Source organism: Rhizobium sp. CFBP 8762 (assembly GCF_014841565.1).
Classification (GTDB): domain Bacteria; phylum Pseudomonadota; class Alphaproteobacteria; order Rhizobiales; family Rhizobiaceae; genus CFBP-8762.
Genome location: NZ_JACYUD010000001.1, coordinates 979247 through 1001665, shown reverse-complemented (window position 1 = coordinate 1001665; position 22419 = coordinate 979247). Strand labels below are relative to the sequence as shown.

Sequence of the window (22419 nt, the reverse complement as noted above, 5' to 3'; positions counted from 1 at the left end):
GGGGGGAGGCCCGTCAGCGAGGCCGCCGAACGCCACCTATGCCCACCGATAGATATCGATAGGCATAGGATGATTTTATTTTTGTTTTCAGTGTGTTAGATCGTATCGCAGCGCAAATTCGGCGGCGTTTGGATGGGCCTAAATCATTCCCACTCAATCGTACCAGGTGGCTTCGAGGTCACATCATAGACCACGCGGTTTATGCCGCGGACTTCGTTGATGATGCGGGTGGCTGTGCGGCCCAGGAAGTCCATGTTGTATGGATAGAAATCTGCCGTCATGCCGTCCACAGAGGTTACAGCGCGAAGTGCGCAAACGAAATCGTAGGTGCGGTAATCGCCCATAACGCCAACAGTCTGCACTGGCAGGAGGACAGCAAAGGCCTGCCAGATCGTGTCGTACAGACCGGCCTTGCGGATCTCATCGAGGTAGATCGCATCTGCTTTGCGCAAAATGTCGAGCTTTTCGCGGGTGACGCCGCCGGGGCACCGAATGGCGAGGCCGGGGCCGGGGAAGGGATGGCGGCCGATAAAGCGGTCAGGCAGGCCGAGCTCCTTACCGAGAACGCGGACTTCATCCTTGAAGAGTTCCCGCAGAGGCTCAACAAGCTGCATATTCATGCGCGCTGGCAGACCGCCCACATTATGGTGTGATTTGATCGTCACCGAAGGACCACCGGTGAAGGACACACTTTCGATCACGTCAGGGTACAAGGTCCCTTGTGCAAGGAATGCAGGAGCACCCTTGCCATCCTCGGCAATCTTCTTGGCTTCGGCATCGAAGACATCAATGAACAGGCGGCCGATTGTCTTGCGCTTGACCTCGGGGTCGCTGACGCCTGCAAGTTCCGTTAGGAACAGGTCGGATGCATCGACGTGGACCAGCGGAATATTGTAGTGATCGCGGAACATGGTGACCACTTCTTCTGCTTCGTTCTGGCGCAGAAGACCATGGTCAACGAAAACACAGGTGAGTTGATCGCCAATGGCTTCGTGAATCAACATTGCCGCAACGGACGAATCCACGCCGCCGGACAGGCCGCAGAGAACCCGGCCAGTGCCAACCTGTTCGCGTATCTTGCGGATCATTTCCGCACGGTAAGCAGCCATCGTCCAGTCGGATTTCAGGCCCACGATACGGTGAACAAAGTTGGAAAGTAGCTTGGCACCATCCGGCGTGTGTACCACTTCAGGATGGAACATGGTGGTGTAGTAGCGGCGCTCCTCATTGACAGCGATCGCAAAGGGCGCGTTTTCGGATGTTGCCGCAACGACAAAGCCCTCAGGCAGTTCCGTTACGCGGTCGCCGTGGCTCATCCAGACAGGATAGGATTTTCCCGTTTCCCAGAAGCCTTCAAACAGCGGGCTGGCGGTTTTGATCTCGATATCCGCACGGCCGAATTCAGCCGCATGACCACCCTCAACCACGCCGCCAAGCTGCGTGCACAGCGTCTGCTGGCCGTAGCAGATGGCGAGAATAGGAACGCCGGACTCAAACACCGACTGCGGCGCGCGCGGGCTTCCTTCATCCGCCACCGAGGCAGGGCCACCGGAGAAGATCACACCCTTTGGCGCCAGACGCTCGAACGCGGTTTGCGCCGAGTTAAAGGGGTGAATTTCGCAATAGACCCCGGCCTCACGAACGCGGCGGGCAATGAGCTGCGTTACCTGGCTGCCGAAATCGATGATGAGGATGCTATCAGGATGTGCTATCTGGGTCATGGCGAGGCATTAGAGAAAATTAAGCGTTCGTGCAACTGTTATTGGTCAAAACCGCCAGTCTGAAGGCGATGATTACAGGGTGATCATGCCGTCCAGCAGGCCTTCTTCCAATTGATCGACCACGGCGGCCATCTTCTCGTCGATCAGGTGAAGGTACTGCGTCCAGTCCGTCACGTGCTGAAGCTCCTCACGACCATCGGAAATTCCGCGCAAGCCCAAAAGCTGGACGTCAAACGTCTGACAGGCCCGCAAGATGGCATAGGTTTCCATCTCCATCATATCTGCGTCAATGTCATCATAGGCCGCGCCAGAAATAATGTTGGCGCCCGTGGACATGGTGGCGGTGGGTATGCCGGGAATACGCAGCGGGAGTTCGAGCACCGCTGGCAACATCAAAAAGGGTGTTACGCCTTTTTCAAAACCGAGCGGAGTAGCATCCATATCGCGATAAGAGATGGACGTTGCCTGATAAATCCCGGTCTGCTCCAAAGTGGCAGACCCTGCGGAACCAAGGGATACGATTAAATCGGGCAACATGCCAATGGCCCGCAAATCACTTAAAACCCGTGTGATGGAGATAGCAGCTTCTACCGGGCCAATTCCAGTAATCAGCGGCTTGAAGCGTTTTTTCAAGTGCGTGCCATATTCCACCTCTGCGGCCATGGCGTATAGCAGCCTGTAATCACCAACGGTTTTCAGCTCGAATGTCATCCGGCGATTTCCTCCCGTCCGCGCACAACCATCATGGTGCCTGTCATGGAGGCAATCAGTTTTGCAGGGCCATCGCTGATGGCATAGGCTCGCCCGTCGGCGACGATGATGGTGGAGCCGGGCTTTGTCACATCACCACGAAACAGGAACCGCTCCCCGCGACCGGGGGACATCAGGTTGACCTTGAATTCGATTGTCAGAATGGAAACATCGGGGTCGATGACCGTGTAGGCCGCATAGCCGCAGGCTGAATCCAGAGCGGCCGATATGACACCTGCATGCAGGATCCCGTGCTGCTGCGTCAGCTTTTCATCGAAGGCGCATTCAATTTCCACTGTGCCATGGGCAACGCGGGTCAGCTCTGCGCCAATCAGGCGCATGGCGCCCTGCTTGGCAAAACTGGTTTGAATACGCTCCCGAAAGTCGGGTGGAGGAATGGTGGTCATGAAAACATTTCGCACAGATACGGATGCCAACAAGGTGACATGCGCCATTGCCCCGAACAAGCACTAATTTAAGAGAAGGATTGACCCATTCAAAAGGCTGGCGAAGGCGACCCATGCGAGGTAGGGCAAAAACAGGGCGGCAGATAGTGCATCCTGCTTTCGGCTGGTTGCGATAAAGCCGACAACACACACCAGCAGCCCGACAATGACAGCAAGGCCGAGCGCGATGTGATGGAATCCGAAGAACGTGGGCGACCACGCGAAATTCAGAACCATCTGGACAAACCAGAAGGTCATGGCCGGTGTGCTGCGATGGTGGATAAAGGTGCGGGCACCAACAAAGCCAATGATGATGTAAAGAATGGTCCAGACCGGCGGAAACAGCCAGTTGGGCGGGTTGAAGGACGGCTTGGTCAGCGCCTGATACCACTCTCCGGGAGGATTGCTGACACCGATATAGAGGCCTATACCCACGACGATGGCGATAAACACACCATAAACAAACAGATTTCTCATACGTTCACCCGGTCCTGTCATTTCTAAATCTGCACAATATGCTGGTCCCATGCAACAGCACTCAGCGTTTTGCCGAGCGTCCCCTCGTTGGATGAGGTGATAAAGCCACGCGGCGCGGCGGAGAGGCCGCAAACCTGCGCAAGCTGCTGGGTCTCTCTCACAGTGCCTGTTGCAATATCGATAATGACGCTGACGCCGCCTTTGGGCGAGGAGGCGGCAACGAGATTTTCCCGCCTGTTAACAGCGATGGCACCGCAATAGTTGGCCATGGCATCGGCGGTGGTCTCCGGGAGGGTTATGAAGGTCAGCGGATCGCCGTGGCCAAATGAGCCGATGAGCGGCGGGCGGTCATTGCGCGGCCCTTCATACTGACAGGCGAACCAGATGCGGCCTTTTGCATCCATATCGACATGGCGGGTGGAAAGCTGGCGCAAATGGTCCGGCATGGCGTGTTTTTCAATCAAAGCGCCACTGTCGGTGTCAACCAGGGTCAGGGATGGCTGCATCTGGCTGAGATTGAGCTTGGTGCGGCCGAAATCCGGATGGGTCTCGATGCCGCCATTGGCGATGACAAGCATTCGCCCGTCATTCAGCAGTGTCATATCATGCGGGCCGATGCCGTAGGTGGGAAACTCACCCTTGCGTGAGAAACCGTCGGTGGCATCGTAGATGCCGATCATGCCGCGATTGGCCGCAAAATCGTTCTCGGTGGCGTAGAGCAGCTTGCCATCGCGTGAAAAACAGCCGTGACCGAAAAAATGTCGCTCCGGCGGGGTCGTGAGCACGATGGGGGCCGCGCTTCTATCGGGCGAAAAGATCATGGCATAGGTGCCGGGCCTGCGGGCAAATGCCACGGCCTGACCCGTCACAGAGCAAACGCTCATGCCATGGCTGCGCGCGGGCAAAGGGGCGGAATTGATCAATTCTCCCGCCTCTGTCACCGTCGCTACGAAAAAGTCACCGGATCGGGACTGATACGCCGTGGCAAACACCGCATCCGCTTTGGCAAGCGCGAAGCGTGCGCCGGACGCAAGGGTCGCTGCCCAGGCGGCACCCGCCATTTTCAAAAAGGCTCTGCGGTCTGTTAGCTCAGGGGAGCGCATCAATCGCCATCCGAAAACGAGAAGCCGGCCCCCAGACCAATCGCCTTGCCGTAATCCTCGTTCAAACGGGTCAGCACATCGCGGGTATTCAGCAGCAGAAAATCGAGCTTCCCGCGCCCATCTTCCGTGGCAAGGACAGATTCTATCGGATCTTTGATGGCAGAGCCCACGCGGATCAGCGAGGTGAAAACGAAATTGATCGAGTCGGCGACGGACTGGCTGTCGGAATCCAGCATGCTGCCCATATCGGCACCATTCCAGAGTTTTTGCAGTCCTTCAAAATTTGCGGTGATAGAAGCAACCGTGTTGTTGGAGCGCCAGTAGATCGCCGATTTCGGCTTTCCCGCATCGGCTTTTTCATCCACCGTTCCATGGTAGAAGGGCTGCATCCGCTGGTCCTTGGTGGCCTCAACGGCATGAACAAGAATGCCCAGTAGTCCCGTCATCGCCTCCTGATGGGTGCGGTAGACGGGATTGTCCGGCCCCGGATGCTTCCACGCATCCTGAACCCCGCCGGGCCGTTCCCATTCTTCCCGTAGCTCGGTGGCAATGGCTTGCAGGTTTTGCGTGATCGCCAGTCCGTAACGGCAGCGATAGCTGTCAGCCTCTTTCAAAAGCGTATCCGAGCCTGTGCCGTAGAGGACAAATTCCAGTGCGGTCAAACCCTGTACTGCAACCGATTTGCCTTGCAGACCGGTGAGCGTCGTGGCGGTTTCGTCGGCCTTTGCCAGCACGGCCTGAACCTGACGCAGGCCGAGACCCTTGCGGTCAGGGAAAAACAGGAAGCGCTCATAGCGATTGCCGTCAATGACGGGGCCAACGCGCACGATCTCGATCATCGACCATTGACGCACCACGGCATTGAAGGCTGTTTCTGTGTCAGCGCGGGTCGCTTGCGACGGTGTTGCACACAAGGCAGCGGTGGCTTGGCCCAGCGTGCTGGTGGCCTTCGCCAGATCACGATAGCCGGGGCGGATGACATCATCCACGGCCTTTTGCAGCACGGCTGGAACAGCCGCTTCGTTCAACGCCAGAGCGGGTGTGGCGAACGCAAGGAGTGCTGGAATGGCAACGGCGAAGCAGACTCTCAAAAGCATCAAAGCGACTCCAGAAATGAGATCAGGGCCTCGCGGTCCTCTTTGGTAAGGTTTGTAAACGTGGTTTTGGCGCGAGTGGCTTCGCCGCCATGCCACAGAATGGCTTCTGTCAGGGAGCGCGCCCGGCCATCATGCAGGTAGAAACCGTTGCCGTTGACGTGTTTGGTCAGACCGATGCCCCAGAGCGGCGGGGTGCGCCATTCCAGCCCTGTCGCCACGCCCACGCTTTGCCCATCTGCCAGTTCAGGCCCCATATCGTGCAGCAGCAGGTCCGTATAGGGCCAGATCAGCTGAAATGACAAAGAAGGGTCACTTGTATCGCGGCGGGTTACAAATTTCGGCGTATGGCAGGTGGTACAGCCGGTCTGGTAAAACACCTGCTTGCCCTGCAACACCGTGCGGCGGCCGCTGTTGCGACGGGCAGGCACGGCCAGATGGCGGGCGTAGAAGGTTACGAGATCCAGCACGGGGTCTGGCGCTTCGGTGGTGCCAAGGCGCGGCTGTACACCATCAGGCGCGGCCAGACAGTCGGCTTGCCTGGGCGTGCAGTCCCCATGGCTGTTGGGCAGCGCGGGTGTGGAAATGCCGATATCATTGGCAAAAGCTTCTGCGTTCTGCTGATGAACCGTCGGGTTCTGCGCCTTCCAGCCAAAACGGCCCAAAACGGTTTGGCCCGTCTGATGATCGCGAACAAGCGCGGCACGACCGCTGATGCCATCTCCATCCCGATCATCCGGGTCGGCGCGTGCCAGAATGTCGGTCTCGTGAATGGCTTCGATCAGACCAAGGCCAATCAATTGCGGCGCCATGCGCGGGGATAGTGTGGTGGCAGCATCAAGCGCACCTTGTGACAGGCCGGTAACACCGTAGGTCGGCACTCGCAGCGAGATAACCTCACCGTCTGCCAGCGTCACGGCCCGCTCCGTATAGCCGATGGTCAGCTTTCCCTCTACTGGCAGTCCCGGCACGGCCATGGCCTGCAATTGGCGACCATACACAGGATCGGGGAGGTTCAGGGCTAGATGGTCGGTGATGGCCTGCTGTTCGACACGTGTCTCAGCCGGTCGGGCTAGGCGGGCAAACAGGGAAAGGCTGCTGCCATCGTCCTCCTGCGGGCGTCCGCGTCCGGCCTTGATGTGGCAGCTTTCACAGGAACGGGCGTTGAACAGAGGACCCAGACCATCGGACGCCTGTGTCGACGAGGGCGCAGATACCCACAGCTTGCCGAACAGTGCACCGCCAAGGACGAAGTTCTGCCGATCCTCAAACGGCACATTGGTGGAGAGGTGACCGAAGGCCTTTGCATCGGCCTTGCCGGTAAAGGTTGCCGCCCCACCGGAAAGTGTCTCGAATGGCTCGATTTTCGAAAAATCCGTTGGCCCTTGTGTAATTGCGAGGACCCGTTCGCGGTCTGCTACTGTCAGATCATCGCGGACCAGCGGCGGCGGGCCTTGGGTTGAGGCGCTCAGGCACACGAGCAGCACAAGGAAAGCAGGTCCGGCAACCGGGATAACCGTTCGCCGGACAGAACGATGTGGCAAGGACGCAGAGCGCCGATCTGATGCCATCAAACCGGTAAGCGCTCTGTCCACCGCGCCCTACTTGAAGACTGCGGAAGGATTGTCCAGACTATCGGACCCTTCCAGTTCAAGCTTGCCAAGGTCAAGCGCTGCAATGACGCGCTCAATTGTCTGGGTCTGCGCGATCAGGCCGTCGATGGCCTTCTGCACAGTGGCATTGCCCTCGGCATTGTTCTCGCCAATCATCTGGTCATAGGCTTCCACCGTTTCGGCGCGTTTTGCCATGGCGTTCATGGCGTCCACTGTGGCGGCAAGCTTTGTCTTCATTTCCGTGTCGAGCGCCGGATCTTTCGCCGCAACCAGCTCGGACAGCGACGGGCCGGTCAGCTTCGTTCCGTCCGCGCGGGTATACTCGCCCGTGTAGGCGGACTGAATGCCGATCGCGTCGTTCAGGTGCGAATTGTGCGTGTTGTCGGAGAAGCAGTCATGCTCTTCTTCCGGGTCGTGCAGCAGCAGGCCAAGCTTCATGCGTTCGCCCGCCAGTTCACCGTAGGAGAGCGACCCCATGCCGGTGAGGATGGCTGAAACGCCCTTGCCCGCATCATCCGTCGCGGCCTTGGCCGCCTCGCCATCCGGTGCCCATTTGTCGACCATGTCCTGCAAATCGGTAACAAGCAGCGTGGACGCGGCTTTTAGATAGGCAGCACGGCGGTCGCAGTTGCCATTGGTGCAGGCCTTGGTATCGTAGTCCGTATAGGGGCGGTTTCCAGCACCGGCTCCCGTGCCGTTCAGATCCTGTCCCCACAGCAAAAACTCAATAGCGTGATAGCCGGTCGCCACATTGGCTTCCACATCGCCAGCCTCATGCAGGGATTCCAGAAGAGCGGGGGTAATCGCGCTGGCATCAATCTCTTCACCACCAAGCTTGACCTTGGGATTGGCAATCACATTGGCCGTAAACAGCGCGTTCTCATCGCTTTCGGCGCCATAGCTTGGATCGACATAGTCAATCAGGCCCTCGTCCAGCGGCCAAGCGTTGACCTTGCCTTCCCACTCATCCACCACTGGATTGCCAAAACGATAGGCCTCCGTCTGCTGGTATGGCACGCGCGCCTTGATCCACGCCTCACGCGCGGCTTTCAGCGTTGCTTCGCTCGGTGTGGCAATCAGTGTGTCGATGGCAGCATCCAGCGCTTTGGCGGTGGTCAGGCTGTCTTCAAACTTGGCGCGGCCAAGCTCTGCATAGTGCTTCACCACAGCCGCCTGATCCGTTGCTGCAAAAGCCGGTTGCAGGGCAAAAACAGAGGTTGCAGTGGCCAGCGCGATCAAAGCGCTGCGAAGGAACGATGTGGTCATGACCTCTCCTGAAACATAAGCCGGGCAAAGTGGCAGCGCTATCGCGTTGCCGCTCCCCGCAGATGAGAAGTCATGGCCCAAATCAAAACTGGTGTCAAAGGGTATAGTTTAGAACGATTTGAAACTGAAATCCGGTTTCGCAGAGCCATGATTCCATGGTTTCAAGCGGACTTTTGCAGAATGCTCAGGAAGAAACCATCCGTATCTGTTCTGGCGGGGGTCAACGTGATGCTTTTGCCATCGTGAGACCAAGGCTTGACGGTTGCTGCGGCAAACTGGCTCTCCCAGCTCTCCACCGCAGACGCTTGTTTGAAATCGGGGTTGGCGGCGAGGAACTGCGCCACCTGCTCCTCGTTTTCCTGCGGCAAAATGGAACAGGTCACGTAGATTAGCACGCCGCCGTCACGCACATAGCGGCTGGCTGCTTCCAGAGCTTCGCGCTGCTGGTGCAGGCGTTCGTCCAGATTTTTCTCGTTCAGCCGCCACTTCGTTTCCGGGCGGCGACGCCACGTGCCGGTGCCGGTGCAAGGCGCGTCCACCAGCACACGGTCAAATTTCCCGGCCAGCGGGGTCAGCGAGTTGATATTGTCGTGCACCTGCACATTGCGGGTGCCGGCCCGTTTCAGCCGTTCGATAATGGGAGCCAGGCGCTTACGGTCGGTATCGAAGGCGTGGACCTGCCCCTTGTTGTTCATGGCGGCGGACATGGCGAGCGTCTTGCCGCCACCTCCAGCGCAATAGTCCAGAATTTGCTCGCCCTCACGCGCGCCCGTCAACTGGGCAACAATCTGCGAGCCTTCGTCCTGAACTTCAAACCAGCCCTTTTCGAAAGACACTTCCGCTGTCACATTGGGAAGGCGTGAAGCGGCCTCTCCGGCAGGCACGCGCATACCGTTGGGCGCAATGTTGGCCGCCACCACATGGGCACGGTCCAGCGCTCTCAACACCTTGTCGCGCGGTGCCTTCAGCGTATTGGCGCGCAGATCAAGCGCCGGACGTCCGGCCAGTGCTTGCGCCTCCGCCAGCCACTGCTCACCAAAACTTTTTTCAAACGATGTCTGCACCCACCGTGGAATATCGCCCTGCACATGCGGCTCGGCGTCATCCAGAGACCGGGTGTTGAAACTGCCAAGGTCCGGCGTCTCCGGCGCAAACCGGTCCCCTTCCAACTCTGCTGCCAAAGCCTCCGGTGTTATGCCCCACTGGCGAAACAACACGGCATGGGCCAGTGCCGAAGGGCTGTCACTGTCCATCAGGTAAGCGTGGGACAGCTTCATGCGCAGCGCGTCGTAGACGATGTTGCCAATGGCAGCCCGGTCGCCCGAGCCGGCGAAACGGTGGCCAAGGCCCCAGTCTTTCAGCGCATCCGCAACAGGGCGCTTGCGGGCCTCGATATCAGCCAATACTTCAATAGCTCCAGCGAGCCGTCCACCCAAACGCATGTCTTACTCCGGTATATTTGACTGCGTGGTAACGGTGTAAGCCATCAAGTGCAACCTGAATCGGCGTTTCGACCCTTTAACGTGTTTCGCATGTCGTCCCACAAACCGCTGCACACTTTTGCGCAACATGCTTTAGCTGATGACCCTGTAACAGATATTTCCGGTGCCCGATTGTACCATGCCGATATGCGAGGCTGCGGCCTTAGACAGGTCGATTACACGGCCTCGAATGAAAGGCCCGCGATCATTGATGCGGACGACAACAGTTTTGCCATTGCGCTTGTTGGTGACTTCCACTTTTGTGCCGAACCCGAGAGACCTGTGGGCGGCTGTCAATTTGGCGGCGTTCATACGCTCGCCCGATGCGGTTTTGGAACCCAGCGCGTACCAGGAGGCACCGCCACATCCTTGAGGAGCTGCTTGCGCAACCGAAGACGATGTAGCTGCTACGGACAGTGTGAATATTGCTGCGCCCGCAACAGTACAGAGTTTCGATACTTTCAATGCTACGACCCTTAACTCAAATTTTCGGAACTAAATCCAGACAGGGGCGTTTAATCGGGGTCAAAAAAGGCGAAAAAGTGCCTCAACCGGACTCTAGCGAGACTCCGGTTGTTCTGTTACGCATGTAGTAAGCGTCTGGCGTTGCTTGGCTCGGCGCGATGCGATTGTGAAAAAATGCTTTAGATTCAATCCGTCAGTAATAGGACACGCGCCGATTGTGCTTGCAAAAGCTTGCACTCGTCCACAGGCTAAAAAAGTTGAATCAAAACAGCTAAAACGCCGGCAATTTTATGCTTAACCAATCGTAAATAACACTTTTAAGTTGAAATGTGGCAGAATAAGGCAGCTTTTAACGCTGCCATGCCCCATTCCGCCAGAGGTTTTCAAGAGATACTCTGTAGTTAGGAAACTGGAAACCGAAGCCCAGCTCGCAAATTCGGCGGTTTCGCACACGCTTGTTCTCGCCATAAAACGAGCGCGCCATGGGGGATAATTCCGCCGTTTCAAAGTCCAGTTCTGGAGGTGGTTCCACGCCCATCAGACGTGCAGCCTCGGTCACGACATCCTGCGGCGGAGCCGGTTCGTCATCGGTAATATTGTAGATGCCTGCGTGGTTTCCTGTTGCCAGAAATGCTGTCGCCGCACCGATATCCTCCACCCGGATCCGGTTAAAAACCTGGCCCGGTTTGACCAGCCTGCGTGCTGTACCTTCCGCCAGATTGCAGAAGGTATTTCGACCCGGACCGTAAATGCCCGATAGCCGCAAAACCGAAACGGGAATACCGCTGGCCTTGCCGTAGTTCACCCAGTTGTTTTCCGCCGTCACGCGCTCGATAGAGCGGGAAGACACAGGCCGGCACGGGCTATCCTCATCCACCCATTCGCCCTGATGGTCACCATAGACGCCGATGGTGGAAAGGTAGCCAATCCATTGCAGGTGCGGAAACAGTGTTTGAAGCGACTCCGCCCCCTTGTGAAACAGCGGATCACCCTCATGCGCGGGGGAAATGGACTGAACCAGATGCGTGGTGTTGCGCATGGCGTTGGTCAGCTCGTCTGAAATCGTGACGCCATCATAAATCAGCGGCGTGATCCCGATGGTGCGCAAGGCTTCCATCTTGTGTTCGCTGCGTGTTGTTCCGACAATTGTGCCGCCCAGCGCGGCCAATGCCTGCCCAATCGCCTTGCCGGAATAACCTGCCCCCAGGATTAAAACCTGCATATGCCCGTCTCCACTTTCAAGCTTGAGCATTTCCAGTCAAAGTGCGCAGCGGTTTGACGTCCGGAAATGCGTAAAAGAAATACTTACGATGAGGCACGCGCCCATTCATCCAGCACGTCGCCATCGTCTTCATCTACGCTGCGCGAACGAACGCTCGCAAATTCCATCTCCGTCATCAACCGCGATAAAGCCCACACGGCCATGGCGCGCACCTGTGGCGCTTGGTCGCCCAAACGCTCCAGACAGAGCGGTATCAACGACCGGTCCGCCGAATTTCCCGCTGCAATCAACAGGTTGCGCATGAACCGATCGCGTCCGATGCGCTTGACCGGCGAGCCGGAAAAGATCGTGCGGAAGGTAGAATCGTCAAGTCCCAATAAAAAGATAAGGTCCGGTTCTCTAAGATCGTCACGCGGTTGCAGCTTCATTTCGGAGGCGGCCTGCGCAAATTTATTCCATGGGCAGGCCGACAGACAGTCGTCGCAGCCATAAATGCGATTGCCGATCAGCGGGCGAAATTCAGGCGCTATCGGTCCCTTGTGCTCAATGGTGAGATACGAAATACACCGGCGCGCATCAATCCGGTAGGGCGCGGGAAACGCATTGGTGGGGCAGGCATCCAGACATGCCCGGCAGGAGCCGCACCGGTCGCGCTCCGGCGCGTCGATCAACAGATCGGCTGTGGTAAACAGGCTGCCCAGAAACAACCATGAGCCAAATTCACGGCTAACGAGATTGGTGTGCTTGCCCTGCCAGCCAAGACCGGCCTGTTCGGCCAGCGGCTTTTCCATCACCGGTGCCGTATCGACAAACACTTTTACGTCTTCGCCAGCACGGGCGGCAAAGCGGGTAGCAACCTCTTTCAGTCTGCCTTTGATAATATCGTGGTAATCGCGATTGCGCGCGTAGACGGAGATATGGCCTTTATCGGGTTTGCCCTGCAGAGTGCGCGGGTCCTCGTCCGGGCCGTAATTCATGCCGAACATCACGACAGAGCGCACATCGCTCCACAGTGCCTCGGGGCTTGCGCGCCGCTCCGCCGTTTCGGCCATCCACTCCATGGTGCCGTGGTGACCATCGGCCAGAAATGTTGTCAGACGCCCACCCGCAAGCGGGATGGAGCCGGGCAGCGTGACCCGGCAGACATCGAAACCCTTGGCGCTGGCCTCGTCTTTCAGAAAGCGCGTCAGCTTCTCGCGGTGGATTGACGCGCGCTCTGCCGCCCGCGACGGCGCTACGGTCGATGAAGATGGCGGGGGCGGGGGGTTAGAAATCGAGGTCCGCATAATGCGATACCGGGGTTACGCCACGCACACGCTCGGCCAGAAGCGGGCGGAAGGAGGGGCGTGATTTGATGCGCTGATACCAGTCCTTGGCCGTGGGCGCCTCTGCCCAGTTGATTTCACCGAGATAATCGAGCACGGAAACCGATGCGGCGGCGGCAAGGTCGGCGTAGGACATGCGCTCACCGGCCAGCCACTGGCGCGACCCCGCCAGCCAGGACAGGTATTTCATATGCTGGCGAATATTGGCGCGGGACGTGCGTAGCACCTTGGAATCCGGCGCACCACCGCCGTGTTCCGGGCGCATCTGAAGCTTGTAGATGCGTTCGCGCACCAGCGGGCGGGTCACATCCTGTTCCATCTTCTGCATGAACCACTCCGTCAGGCGGCGAATTTCCGCGCGCTGAAAGGGGTCTTCCGCCAGCAGGCGGCGGTCGCGCTTCAGCACGCCATTGGTCTCATCCAGATACTCCGAAATCACCGTCGCTCCACAGAGCGCACGCATACTATCGTCAACATAGACGGGTAGTGTGCCCGCAGGGTTGAGCGCTAGAAAGTCCCGCCGCTTTTCCCATGGCTGCTCTTCGGCAAACTCCGTCTGGTAGCCGTATTCGGCCAGAATCAGCCGGACGAAACGCGAAGCGGAGGACATGGGGTGATGGTAGAGTGTCGGCATGGGGTATCGGACTTTGCAAACTCAAGACAGGGAGAGCGGAACGTGGTGCTGGATGTGAAAGACAACGGCTCTAGCCAGCCTCTCGGGTAAAAAGCTATAGAAGTTTGGTTGCTGCAACACAAGCGACTCGCACCATGGCGCGTAACATTGAATTGAAGGACACTGAATGGCTGACCAGTCAATTATCAGCGCGCTTATACTGGGTCTGATCGAGGGGTTGACGGAGTTCATCCCGGTGTCTTCCACCGCGCATGTTCTGCTGGCCGGACATTTTCTGGGCTTTGAATCCCCCGGCAATACCTTTGCCGTGCTCATCCAGCTTGGGGCGATTCTGGCGATTTTGCTGGTCTACTTCAAGCGCCTGCTGGCTATTGCCACCACGCTGCCAACCAGCCCGCGCTCGCGCCACTTTGTGCTCAGCGTTCTACTGGCCTTTCTGCCTGCGGCCCTGATTGGTGCGGTGGCGCACGGCTTCATCAAATCGGTGCTGTTTGAGACGCCAATACTCATCTGTATCGTGCTGATTGTGGGCGGTATCATTCTTTATGTCATCGACCGTCTGCCGCTCACGCCCAAATACACGGATGTGATGGATTACCCGCCGTCGCTGGCGTTCCGGATCGGCCTGTTTCAATGCTTGGCGATGATACCGGGCACATCCCGCTCCGGCGCGACGATTGTCGGCGCTTTGCTGATGGGCACGGACAAACGCTCTGCGGCGGAGTTTTCTTTCTTTCTGGCCATGCCGACAATGCTGGGCGCGTTCACGCTCGATCTCTACAAGAACCGCAACGCGCTGAGTTTCGATGACGTCAGCATGATTGCAATTGGCTTTGTCGCAGCCTTTGTTTCAGGGCTGTTCGTCGTGCGCTCTTTGCTGGATTACGTCTCGCGCCGGGGGTTTGCGGTGTTCGCAGTCTGGCGGATTGTCGTCGGCGTTGCCGGTTTGCTAGGGCTTTGGCTGTTCGGATAACGCGGGCGGCATACATGAAAATGACCGGCAAGCCGGTCATCTTTTATTCTACAGAGGCTGCTGTCAATGCGCTGGTGGCAGCGCAGGGGTCAATGCCGTAGGCAGGGGCACATCCTTCGTGGCTGCCAGCAACAGTGTGCGGCGCGGCAAATGAGCCTGCCAGAATAATCAGTGCGGCACACGCAAAAAACATTGCGATTGACTTGCCCATGGAAGTGCCTCTCAAAAATACGTTGGCGTCTGCGGTTCACGACGCGGGCGGTGTGTATGCCTGCCACCCGCAAACATCAATAAGGATTTTGTTTGAAGAGCACGTAAACGCGTTTGGTTTTTCAACTGCGGCAGAAGTGCAACTTTCATCCCCGCAACAACAACGAAAAAGCCGCAGCAGGGTTCCCGCAGCGGCTTCCGATTTCGTGGATTCAGGCAAATTTGTGTCAGGCTGCCTTGCCGGACCGGGTATATTGGCCCTGCGGGCGGTAGCGCACCAGATAGGTCGGCAGAATCACCTCGGCCATCGTCGGGGTGATTCCCATGCCTTCCAACGTCCGCTTCTCGGCTTCCGCCTGGGGCGAAACGATGGTGTCCTTCTTCAACAATGTCACCTGATCGGATGTCAGGGGCGGCGTGATCAGCGGCACCATCGAGGCAACACTGCCCATCAGTGAAGCAACGCCGAAGGGCAGGGATACCAGCGGCCGCTTCCGGTCAATGGTTTTCAGCATCAGCTCAAGACATTGGCGGAAGGTCATCACTTCCGGCCCACCCAGTTCATAGACGGTGCCGCGTGCAATGCTGCCTTCAACGGACTTTACCACAGCCTCGGCGACATCACCGACATAGACAGGCTGGAACTTTGTATGACCGCCACCGATCAGCGGCAGAGCGGGGGCAAAACGCGACATTTCTGCAAATTTGTTGAAGAAATTGTCTTCCGGTCCAAAAATAATGGACGGGCGCAGGATGATCGCATCCGGCACGATGGAGCGGACCGCATCTTCCGCACGGCCCTTGGTGCGGCCATAGGTACTGTCGGATTGCGCGTCAGCGCCGATGGCAGAAATATGGGTGAGCGTCGCACCGGCGGCGCGGGCTGCTTCAGCAACGGCGCGGGCACCGAACTCCTGCACGGAATCAAATGTATTGCGTCCGCTTTCAAACAGAATGCCGACGCAGTTGACCACATAATCGGCACCCTCGACTGCACGGTCGATGGACTTGCGGAAGCGCAGATTGGCCTGCACGGCAACAATCTGGCCGACATTGCCGAGCGGCTGCAAATGCCCGGCCAGATCCGGGCGACGCACCGCAACGCGCACACGAAAGCCGCGTTGCGCCAGCGCGCGCACGACATGGCGACCGACAAAGCCCGAACCGCCAAACACGGTGACCAGCGGGGGAAGGTTGGACAGGCTCATCGCAGTAAACACTCCCGTAAAACCAGCCGCATCGGAAACACCCGACACCGGCTGCCTGTAAAGATTTCAAAGCAGCAAGCGCGCCAGACCTTATCCGCGCACCGCCAACTGTGCGCTACATAGCGGAATTTACAGCCAAGGTGAAGCAGGGACAGCAACCAACCCTGCGTCTAAACGTCCGTAACACCTATCCTCGGTACAACGGCGCTTATGCCCCTTCAACGATCACCATATCTGCGTCTGCCACCTCCTGGCGGATACGGGCCGCTTCCTGATATTCCGGGCTGTTATAGCAGTCCGTCGCAGCCTGCATGGATGGGAACTCAATGATCACATTGCGCCCCCGCGACGTTCCTTCCAATGGCTCGAATGGGCCACCCCGCGCCAGAAAAACCGCGCCAAAACGCTCAAAAGCAGGCTTTGCCGTGGCGACATAATTCTTATAACGCTCTGCGTCGCGCACATCCACATGGGCTATCCAATAGGCTTTCGGCATCATGATCTCCTTTATCTCTGCCCTGCCTAATCAGCGAGCATTGATGACATAGAGCGCACGGCCTGCAAAAATACCTGCCAGCGCGCCGGCTACGGCTGCAAATAGCAGTCCAAACATAGCGCTTGCGTGCAGTGCAGGCGCGATAGCCCGAGCCATTCCGTTCGCATAGTTCAATGCGAAGATCGCCAGAAGGCAGAAGAGCGTAAACCACTCGCCTGCAAGGATAAGGGTAAAGCCGCGCTTTTCGATCAACCACCGTCTTTGCATTCGCCAGCCCAGCGCAGCACCGATACCGTACAACATCAAGAAGCCGGCCCAGACCAGAGCTTGCGGTGAGAGTTGAAAGAGGCTTCTCACCACGATCAAGCCCGCCAACGGCAGTAGCAGAACAAGCACCATGGAGGTTTCACGGCGTTTGCTGGCGCGAAAGCCCAGCGCCACCAAAATGGCAAGCACTGGCCAAACCCAGATCGGCGCACCGGAGACCATCTGCATCACCTATTCGCTCCATCAATAAGATGGTTCGAATATACAAAAGGACAAGAGCTGAGTCCACAGACGATCGCGTTACTAACCGAGAACGGTTTCCATCTCAGCCAAAATGGCGCGGGCCGCTTCTCTGGGGTCGGCAGCTCTAACGATAGGCCGCGCAACCACCAGGTGGCTGGCACCGGCGGCCAGCGCATCGGCGGGTGTCATCACGCGCTTCTGGTCGCCGTTATCGGAACCGCTCGGCCGAATGCCGGGTGTCACCACCGCCATGTCGCTGCCGACAATGGCGCGCACCGCGGCTGCTTCTTCGGCGGAGCAGACGATGCCACCCATGCCAGCATCGCGTGCCTGTGCGGCTCGTTTCAGTACCAACGTTTGCGGGTCGTCATGATAGCCAGCTTCAAGCAAGTCGGCCTGATCCATGCTGGTCAGCACGGTTACGCCGAGAAGGCATAGGCCGGAACCCTTGGCCGCTGCCACCGCTGCGCGCATGGCCTTGGGATAGGCGTGCAGCGTCAACATTGTCATGCCCATTTTGGCAATATTTTCCACGCCACTGGCCACGGTGTTATCAATATCCAGCAGCTTCATATCGAGAAAGATGCGCTTGCCGCTTCGCGTGAGATCACGCGCCAGTTCCAGCCCGCCGACGAAGGCAAGCTGATGGCCGATCTTGTAGAACGAACCATCATCACCGAGCTTCGCCACAATGTCCTCGGCTTGGACAATAGTCGGTACATCTAGCCCGATAATCAGCTTGTCTTTAGCGCTTGATGTCATGACGGCTCCTTAGATTTGGTTCAGGCTTCCTCGCACAGGCGGTCGGCCCTCGCAACCAACAGAGCGAGATTTCAAGATTCGGGGCGCCGGTAAATCCACAATTGCGCGGGCGGAATATTGCGCACAATAAAGTCCAGATGCTCGATCCGGTAGCTCTCCGGCTTTGCCACCAGTGGAGAGACCGGCGAGTATGTAATCTGCACTACGGGGCGATCGGGTGGAAGGCGGGACAGCAGATCCTCAATGAAGGCAATGCGCTTTTCCATGGGGAAGGCCAAAAGCGGTACAGCGGAAATCACACAGTCAAACTGTTCACCCGCTTTAGCGCCCAGCGTCTTGTCGAGATTGAACGCATCACCATTAATGAAATGAACGCCGGGGTAATCCTTTAAAAGCTGATTGTAGAAATCGGTGGAATATTCGACGGAAACGACATTGGCGGGCGCAATGCCACGGCCAAGGATGGCCTTGGTGATGACGCCTGTACCCGGCCCCAGTTCCAGCACGGGTAGACGAGAGTTAAGGTCGATGACGCTCGCCATGCGTTTGGCGGTGACCGAAGAGGTGGGCAAAACCGCACCCACGGCCTTGGTGTTGTTCATCCAACCTTTGAAAAACCGGATTTCCTCGTCGAATTTCTTGCTCAAATGCGCTTTCAGTCGAAAATTCATGCAGTCCTCCAAAAACCAGAGCATGTGCTGTGAGGTACGAATCACTGTGCCGCTGCACCACTCATCAGTTCAAAGTTATATGCGCCAAAAATAAGCCTGTCTGCGCCATTTGCGACTTTCTATAAAATCCACCTACAAAAAAGCCGTCCTGACTTTCATCGGAACGGCTCACAGATCAACAATCGAAGGTGATGCTAAACGCGCATGGGCATCAGGACATACAGGGCGTCATCGCCCGCCATGTCGCGCACAAGGGTCGGCGAACCCGAATCAGCCAAAAGGAACACGGCTTCCGAGCCGGAGAGCTGCGCAGTGATATCCAGCAGATACTTGGCATTGAAGCCGATTTCCAGCGCATCGCTTTCGTAACCAACGGCCAGCTCTTCGGTCGCGCTGCCGGAATCCGGGTTGTTGACGGTCAGCGTCAACTGGCCGTCGTTCAATGCCAGCTTCACTGCCCGTCCACGCTCGGACGAAATGGTCGAAACGCGATCCACGGCCTTGGCGAAGGATTCGCAGTCGATTTTCAATTCCTTGTCATTGTTGGCCGGAATAACGCGCTGATAATCCGGGAAGGTGCCGTCGATCAGCTTCGAGGTCATGACAATGGAGCCGATGGTAAAGCGGATTTTGGCATCCGACACTTCCACGGTCACGATCAGGTCGGGGTTATCGACCAGCTTCTGCAACTCGCCCACGGTCTTGCGCGGAATGATAATGCCAGGCATACCTTCCGAGCCGGACGGGGCTTCCACATCGGCGCGCGCCAGCCGGTGACCATCGGTCGCCACGGCGCGCAGCTTCAATTGCCCCTTGCTTTCAATCGTGTGGATAAAAATACCGTTGAGGTAGTAGCGGGTTTCCTCGGTCGAAATCGCGAACTGCGTGCGATCGATCAGCATTTTGAGGTCGGTCGCCTTGAGCTTGAACGTATGGGTGAATGTCCCGGCAGTCAGATCGGGAAAGTCGGCCTCTGGCAGGCATTGCAGCGAGAACTTGGAGCGACCGGAGGTCACGGTCATTGTGCCGCCATCGGGGTTGGTGGCCAGCGCCACTTCCGAGCCGTCCGAAAGCTTGCGCACGATATCGTAGAGCAAATGTGCAGGAACCGTTGTTGCGCCTGCCTGTCCCACGGAAGCCGGTGTAGCTTCGGTGATTTCCAGATCGAGGTCGGTTGCCTTCATGGCCAGCGTTTCGCCATCGGCGCGCAGCAGCACGTTGGAGAGAATGGGAATTGTATTGCGTCGTTCCACCACGCGATGAACATGGTTCAACGACTTCAGGAGATTGGATCGCTCAAGAGTAATACGCATGGGACGCTACCGCTTTCAACCAGTGCCCGGCGGCAAACACCGCCCGGCATCGTTTTCGGCCCGAAAAACGGACCGCATAGATATGGACCGGCAAAATGACAGAAAGGACAGGGCAAAATCAAGCGATAACGTATGCACAGCCTGGATAACCCACCGCGTAGATGCCTTGCCCATTGGCGCTGTGTCCATCATAAGACTGGACCAAAGCATTTCCGGTAAAAGCGACAGAGCTTTTACGTCCGGACAATGCGTCAGAATAGACAAAGCCGCATATCGGACAGGAATAAGGTGTTGCATGGACGAGTTTGAAAGCGACGCGATACCCACGGGAACCCGCACCTATCGCCTTCACAACCATCAGGTTGCTGCCAGACCGCTGGAGGTGGCGCTCTATCTGGTTGCCACACCCATCGGTAACCTGTCGGATATTACACTCAGGGCCTTGGAAACACTGGCCGGTGCCGATGTGCTGGCCTGTGAGGATACCCGTGTGACCCGGGTACTCTTGGACCGTTATGGTATCGTCAACCGGCCCTATGCCTATCACGAACACAACGCCAATGAGGTCGGCCCGCGCTTGATTGCGGCACTGGACGCCGGAAAATCCGTGGCACTGGTGTCAGATGCGGGAACGCCTCTGGTGTCGGACCCCGGCTTTCGTCTGGGACAGTTGGCGATTGAGGCAGGGCACCGGGTGGTGCCCATCCCCGGCGCATCGGCGCCGCTTGCGGCGTTGGTTGCCTCCGGTCTGCCCAATGACGCCTTCATGTTTGCCGGTTTTTTGCCGGGTAAGGAAAAAGCCAAGCGCGACCGTTTCAGCGCGCTTGCCGACATTCCTGCGACGCTCATGTTTTTTGAGTCACCGCATCGCATCGCAGCCACGCTGATCACGGCACGCGATACGCTGGGCGAAAACCGCCGGGGCGCCGTCTGCCGTGAACTGACGAAAACATTTGAGGAAATCCGACGTGGCCCTTTGAGTGAGCTTGCCGACTATTTCAATGATGGCCATACAATTAAAGGCGAAATCGTGCTGGTCATCGGTCCGCCGGATGCTCCGGAGCCGCCGGAAGAGGCTGATGTGGATGCGCTTCTGCAGACATTGGCCCAGACGATGCCAACCGCCAAAGCAGCCACGGAGGCCGCCCGCCAGACCGGCCTTGCCCGCAAGGACCTGTATCAGCGTCTGCTGGACCTGAAAGCGCAATGAGGCAAAGCCGAGACCGGCGCAAAGCCTTCCGGCGTGGCCATGTGGCAGAGTATGTGGCCGCCGTGTGGTTGATGTTAAAGGGCTACCGCATTCTGGCTCTGCGCTACAAAACACCACTGGGTGAAATCGACATTATTGCCCGCAAAGGGAACCTCATTGTCTGTGTTGAGGTAAAGGCGCGGAAAAGCTTTGAGCAGGCTGTTTTTGCTGTGTCGCCTTCTGCCCAGAATCGTATTCGTGCGGCGAGCGAACTCTGGCTGTCGCGTCAGTGTGAGGGGGCTCGCCTCTCCCTGCGCTACGACATTATCGCCATCGTACCGCTTCGCCTGCCGCGCCACGTCGCAGGTGCATTCTGATCGGCCTTGCCACCTCTCGCTTGGCACCATACATGGAAAAGGCTTGAGGCGCACGAAGGGTTAAGTCATGACGAAGATTGTAAATGTGGCGGTCCAGATGGACCATGTATCGACCATCAATATTGCAGGTGATTCCACCTTCGCCATGAGCCTTGAGGCACAGTCCCGCGGCTACCGCCTGTTTCACTATACCCCGGAACGCCTGAGCCTGCGCGATGGAAAGGTGATTGCCACCGTTGAGCCGATGAACCTGCGTGATGAGGTGGGCAATCACTTCTCCCTGGGGGAGCCGGAGCGGATCGATTTATCGACCATGGATGTGGTGCTGCTGCGTCAGGATCCACCTTTTGATATGGCCTATATCACCTCCACACATCTGCTGGAGCGCATCCACCCCAAAACGCTGGTGGTCAATGATCCCGCGTGGGTGCGCAATTCGCCGGAAAAGATTTTCGTCACCGAATTCGCCGATCTGATGCCGGAAACGCTGATCACCCGGGACGCAGCCGAGATTCGCCGTTTCCGCGATGAGATGGGCGATATCATTATCAAGCCGCTCTATGGGAATGGCGGCGCAGGCGTGTTCCATTCCGCGCGCGATGACCGCAACCTGTCATCGCTTCTGGAAATGTTCGGCCAGATGTTCCGCGAGCCCTTCATCGCGCAGAAATATCTGCCAGCGGTGCGCGCCGGTGACAAGCGCATCATTCTGGTGGATGGCGAGCCGGTTGGTGCCATCAACCGCGTTCCCGCCGAGCACGACAGCCGCTCCAACATGCATGTCGGCGGACGTGCGGAAGCCACTGAACTCACGGCGCGGGAAAAGGACATCTGCGCCCGCATTGGACCCTCGCTGCGTGAACGCGGCTTTCTGCTGGTCGGTATTGATGTGATTGGCGATTACATGACGGAAATCAACGTCACGTCGCCCACAGGTATTCGTGAAGTCAAAAAATTCGGCGGTGCCGATATTGCAGCCCTTCTGTGGGATGCCATTGAGCGCAAACGCGCTTAAGACATTCCTAATGATTATGCTTGTTTATGAGAGTGTCGTGTTTTAATGCCAGTGCTTAAGGCCGCAACCGGAGCGGGTTGCCACAAGGCGGAGCACGG

Annotated in this window: 24 protein-coding genes; 4 read left to right on the top strand and 20 right to left on the bottom strand. The window is 57.7% G+C overall.

Annotation, left to right across the window (positions count from 1 at the left end):
• Nucleotides 1–143: 143 nt before the first annotated feature.
• From guaA to IFT84_RS04750, 13 genes are all read right to left on the bottom strand, one after another.
• Nucleotides 144–1721, bottom strand: a complete 1578-nt coding sequence (gene guaA, locus IFT84_RS04810; RefSeq protein ID WP_192117455.1) for a glutamine-hydrolyzing GMP synthase — start codon at nucleotides 1719–1721, stop codon at nucleotides 144–146.
• A 72-nt stretch (nucleotides 1722–1793) separates the two neighbouring features.
• Entirely contained in the window at nucleotides 1794–2432 is a 639-nt protein-coding gene (locus IFT84_RS04805; protein WP_192117454.1) for a 5'-methylthioadenosine/S-adenosylhomocysteine nucleosidase, read from the bottom strand.
• On the bottom strand, nucleotides 2429–2878 hold the full coding sequence (locus IFT84_RS04800) for a PaaI family thioesterase (protein ID WP_192117453.1): 450 nt from the start codon (nucleotides 2876–2878) through the stop codon (nucleotides 2429–2431). Before IFT84_RS04800 ends, IFT84_RS04805 begins: the two co-directional genes overlap by 4 nt.
• Before the next feature lie 63 nt (nucleotides 2879–2941).
• Nucleotides 2942–3394 carry a TspO/MBR family protein gene (locus IFT84_RS04795; protein WP_192117452.1) on the bottom strand — a complete coding sequence of 151 codons (453 nt, stop codon included), beginning with the start codon at nucleotides 3392–3394 and terminating at the stop codon, nucleotides 2942–2944.
• Nucleotides 3395–3417: 23 nt separating this feature from the next.
• On the bottom strand, nucleotides 3418–4497 hold the full coding sequence (locus IFT84_RS04790; RefSeq protein WP_192117451.1) for a DUF1513 domain-containing protein: 1080 nt from the start codon (nucleotides 4495–4497) through the stop codon (nucleotides 3418–3420).
• Complete coding sequence (locus IFT84_RS04785) at nucleotides 4497–5588, bottom strand: imelysin family protein (RefSeq protein WP_192117610.1); 1092 nt, start codon at nucleotides 5586–5588, stop codon at nucleotides 4497–4499. The genes IFT84_RS04790 and IFT84_RS04785 overlap by 1 nt, the downstream gene beginning before the upstream one ends.
• Nucleotides 5589–5593: 5 nt before the next feature.
• Entirely contained in the window at nucleotides 5594–7162 is a 1569-nt protein-coding gene (locus tag IFT84_RS04780; RefSeq protein WP_192117450.1) for a di-heme oxidoredictase family protein, read from the bottom strand.
• A gap of 30 nt (nucleotides 7163–7192) precedes the next feature.
• Complete coding sequence (locus tag IFT84_RS04775) at nucleotides 7193–8470, bottom strand: imelysin family protein (protein WP_192117449.1); 1278 nt, start codon at nucleotides 8468–8470, stop codon at nucleotides 7193–7195.
• Between the two features lie 161 nt (nucleotides 8471–8631).
• Nucleotides 8632–9912 carry an RsmB/NOP family class I SAM-dependent RNA methyltransferase gene (locus IFT84_RS04770; protein ID WP_192117448.1) on the bottom strand — a complete coding sequence of 427 codons (1281 nt, stop codon included), beginning with the start codon at nucleotides 9910–9912 and terminating at the stop codon, nucleotides 8632–8634.
• 132 nt (nucleotides 9913–10044) lie between these two features.
• Nucleotides 10045–10416: a septal ring lytic transglycosylase RlpA family protein gene (locus IFT84_RS04765; protein ID WP_192117447.1), complete on the bottom strand. Its 372-nt coding sequence runs from the start codon at nucleotides 10414–10416 to the stop codon at nucleotides 10045–10047.
• Nucleotides 10417–10765: 349 nt separating this feature from the next.
• The gene (locus IFT84_RS04760) at nucleotides 10766–11638 is read right to left on the bottom strand and encodes an SDR family oxidoreductase (RefSeq protein ID WP_192117446.1); all 873 of its coding nucleotides are present in this window, start codon (nucleotides 11636–11638) and stop codon (nucleotides 10766–10768) included.
• A gap of 83 nt (nucleotides 11639–11721) precedes the next feature.
• Nucleotides 11722–12924: a tRNA epoxyqueuosine(34) reductase QueG gene (gene queG / locus IFT84_RS04755; protein ID WP_192117445.1), complete on the bottom strand. Its 1203-nt coding sequence runs from the start codon at nucleotides 12922–12924 to the stop codon at nucleotides 11722–11724.
• On the bottom strand, nucleotides 12905–13597 hold the full coding sequence (locus IFT84_RS04750; RefSeq protein ID WP_192117444.1) for a glutathione S-transferase family protein: 693 nt from the start codon (nucleotides 13595–13597) through the stop codon (nucleotides 12905–12907). Before IFT84_RS04750 ends, queG begins: the two co-directional genes overlap by 20 nt.
• A 166-nt stretch (nucleotides 13598–13763) precedes the next feature.
• Between IFT84_RS04750 and IFT84_RS04745 the strand changes: the two genes are divergently transcribed.
• Entirely contained in the window at nucleotides 13764–14570 is an 807-nt protein-coding gene (locus tag IFT84_RS04745; RefSeq protein WP_192117443.1) for an undecaprenyl-diphosphate phosphatase, read from the top strand.
• 43 nt (nucleotides 14571–14613) lie between these two features.
• Here the strand turns inward: IFT84_RS04745 and IFT84_RS04740 are convergent, their stop codons facing one another.
• From IFT84_RS04740 to dnaN, 7 genes are all read right to left on the bottom strand, one after another.
• Entirely contained in the window at nucleotides 14614–14781 is a 168-nt protein-coding gene (locus IFT84_RS04740) for a hypothetical protein (RefSeq protein WP_192117442.1), read from the bottom strand.
• Between the two features lie 226 nt (nucleotides 14782–15007).
• Entirely contained in the window at nucleotides 15008–15988 is a 981-nt protein-coding gene (locus IFT84_RS04735; RefSeq protein WP_192117441.1) for a complex I NDUFA9 subunit family protein, read from the bottom strand.
• Between the two features lie 208 nt (nucleotides 15989–16196).
• On the bottom strand, nucleotides 16197–16484 hold the full coding sequence (locus IFT84_RS04730) for a DUF1330 domain-containing protein (protein WP_192117440.1): 288 nt from the start codon (nucleotides 16482–16484) through the stop codon (nucleotides 16197–16199).
• A gap of 30 nt (nucleotides 16485–16514) precedes the next feature.
• Complete coding sequence (locus IFT84_RS04725; protein WP_192117439.1) at nucleotides 16515–16982, bottom strand: hypothetical protein; 468 nt, start codon at nucleotides 16980–16982, stop codon at nucleotides 16515–16517.
• Nucleotides 16983–17054: 72 nt separating this feature from the next.
• Nucleotides 17055–17756, bottom strand: a complete 702-nt coding sequence (gene pyrF, locus IFT84_RS04720) for an orotidine-5'-phosphate decarboxylase (RefSeq protein ID WP_192117438.1) — start codon at nucleotides 17754–17756, stop codon at nucleotides 17055–17057.
• A gap of 71 nt (nucleotides 17757–17827) precedes the next feature.
• Nucleotides 17828–18427: a phospholipid N-methyltransferase PmtA gene (pmtA, locus tag IFT84_RS04715; RefSeq protein ID WP_192117437.1), complete on the bottom strand. Its 600-nt coding sequence runs from the start codon at nucleotides 18425–18427 to the stop codon at nucleotides 17828–17830.
• A 194-nt stretch (nucleotides 18428–18621) separates the two neighbouring features.
• Complete coding sequence (gene dnaN, locus IFT84_RS04710) at nucleotides 18622–19740, bottom strand: DNA polymerase III subunit beta (protein WP_192117436.1); 1119 nt, start codon at nucleotides 19738–19740, stop codon at nucleotides 18622–18624.
• A 295-nt stretch (nucleotides 19741–20035) separates the two neighbouring features.
• Here dnaN and rsmI point away from each other — a divergent pair, with 295 nt between their 5' ends.
• The 3 genes from rsmI to gshB all read left to right on the top strand — a co-directional run bounded on the left by rsmI (nucleotide 20036) and on the right by gshB (nucleotide 22321).
• Complete coding sequence (gene rsmI, locus IFT84_RS04705) at nucleotides 20036–20950, top strand: 16S rRNA (cytidine(1402)-2'-O)-methyltransferase (RefSeq protein WP_192117435.1); 915 nt, start codon at nucleotides 20036–20038, stop codon at nucleotides 20948–20950.
• Nucleotides 20947–21306, top strand: coding sequence for a YraN family protein (locus tag IFT84_RS04700; protein WP_192117434.1), 360 nt, complete (start codon nucleotides 20947–20949; stop codon nucleotides 21304–21306). The genes rsmI and IFT84_RS04700 overlap by 4 nt, the downstream gene beginning before the upstream one ends.
• A gap of 67 nt (nucleotides 21307–21373) precedes the next feature.
• Nucleotides 21374–22321, top strand: a complete 948-nt coding sequence (gshB, locus tag IFT84_RS04695) for a glutathione synthase (RefSeq protein ID WP_192117433.1) — start codon at nucleotides 21374–21376, stop codon at nucleotides 22319–22321.
• Nucleotides 22322–22419: the final 98 nt, after the last annotated feature.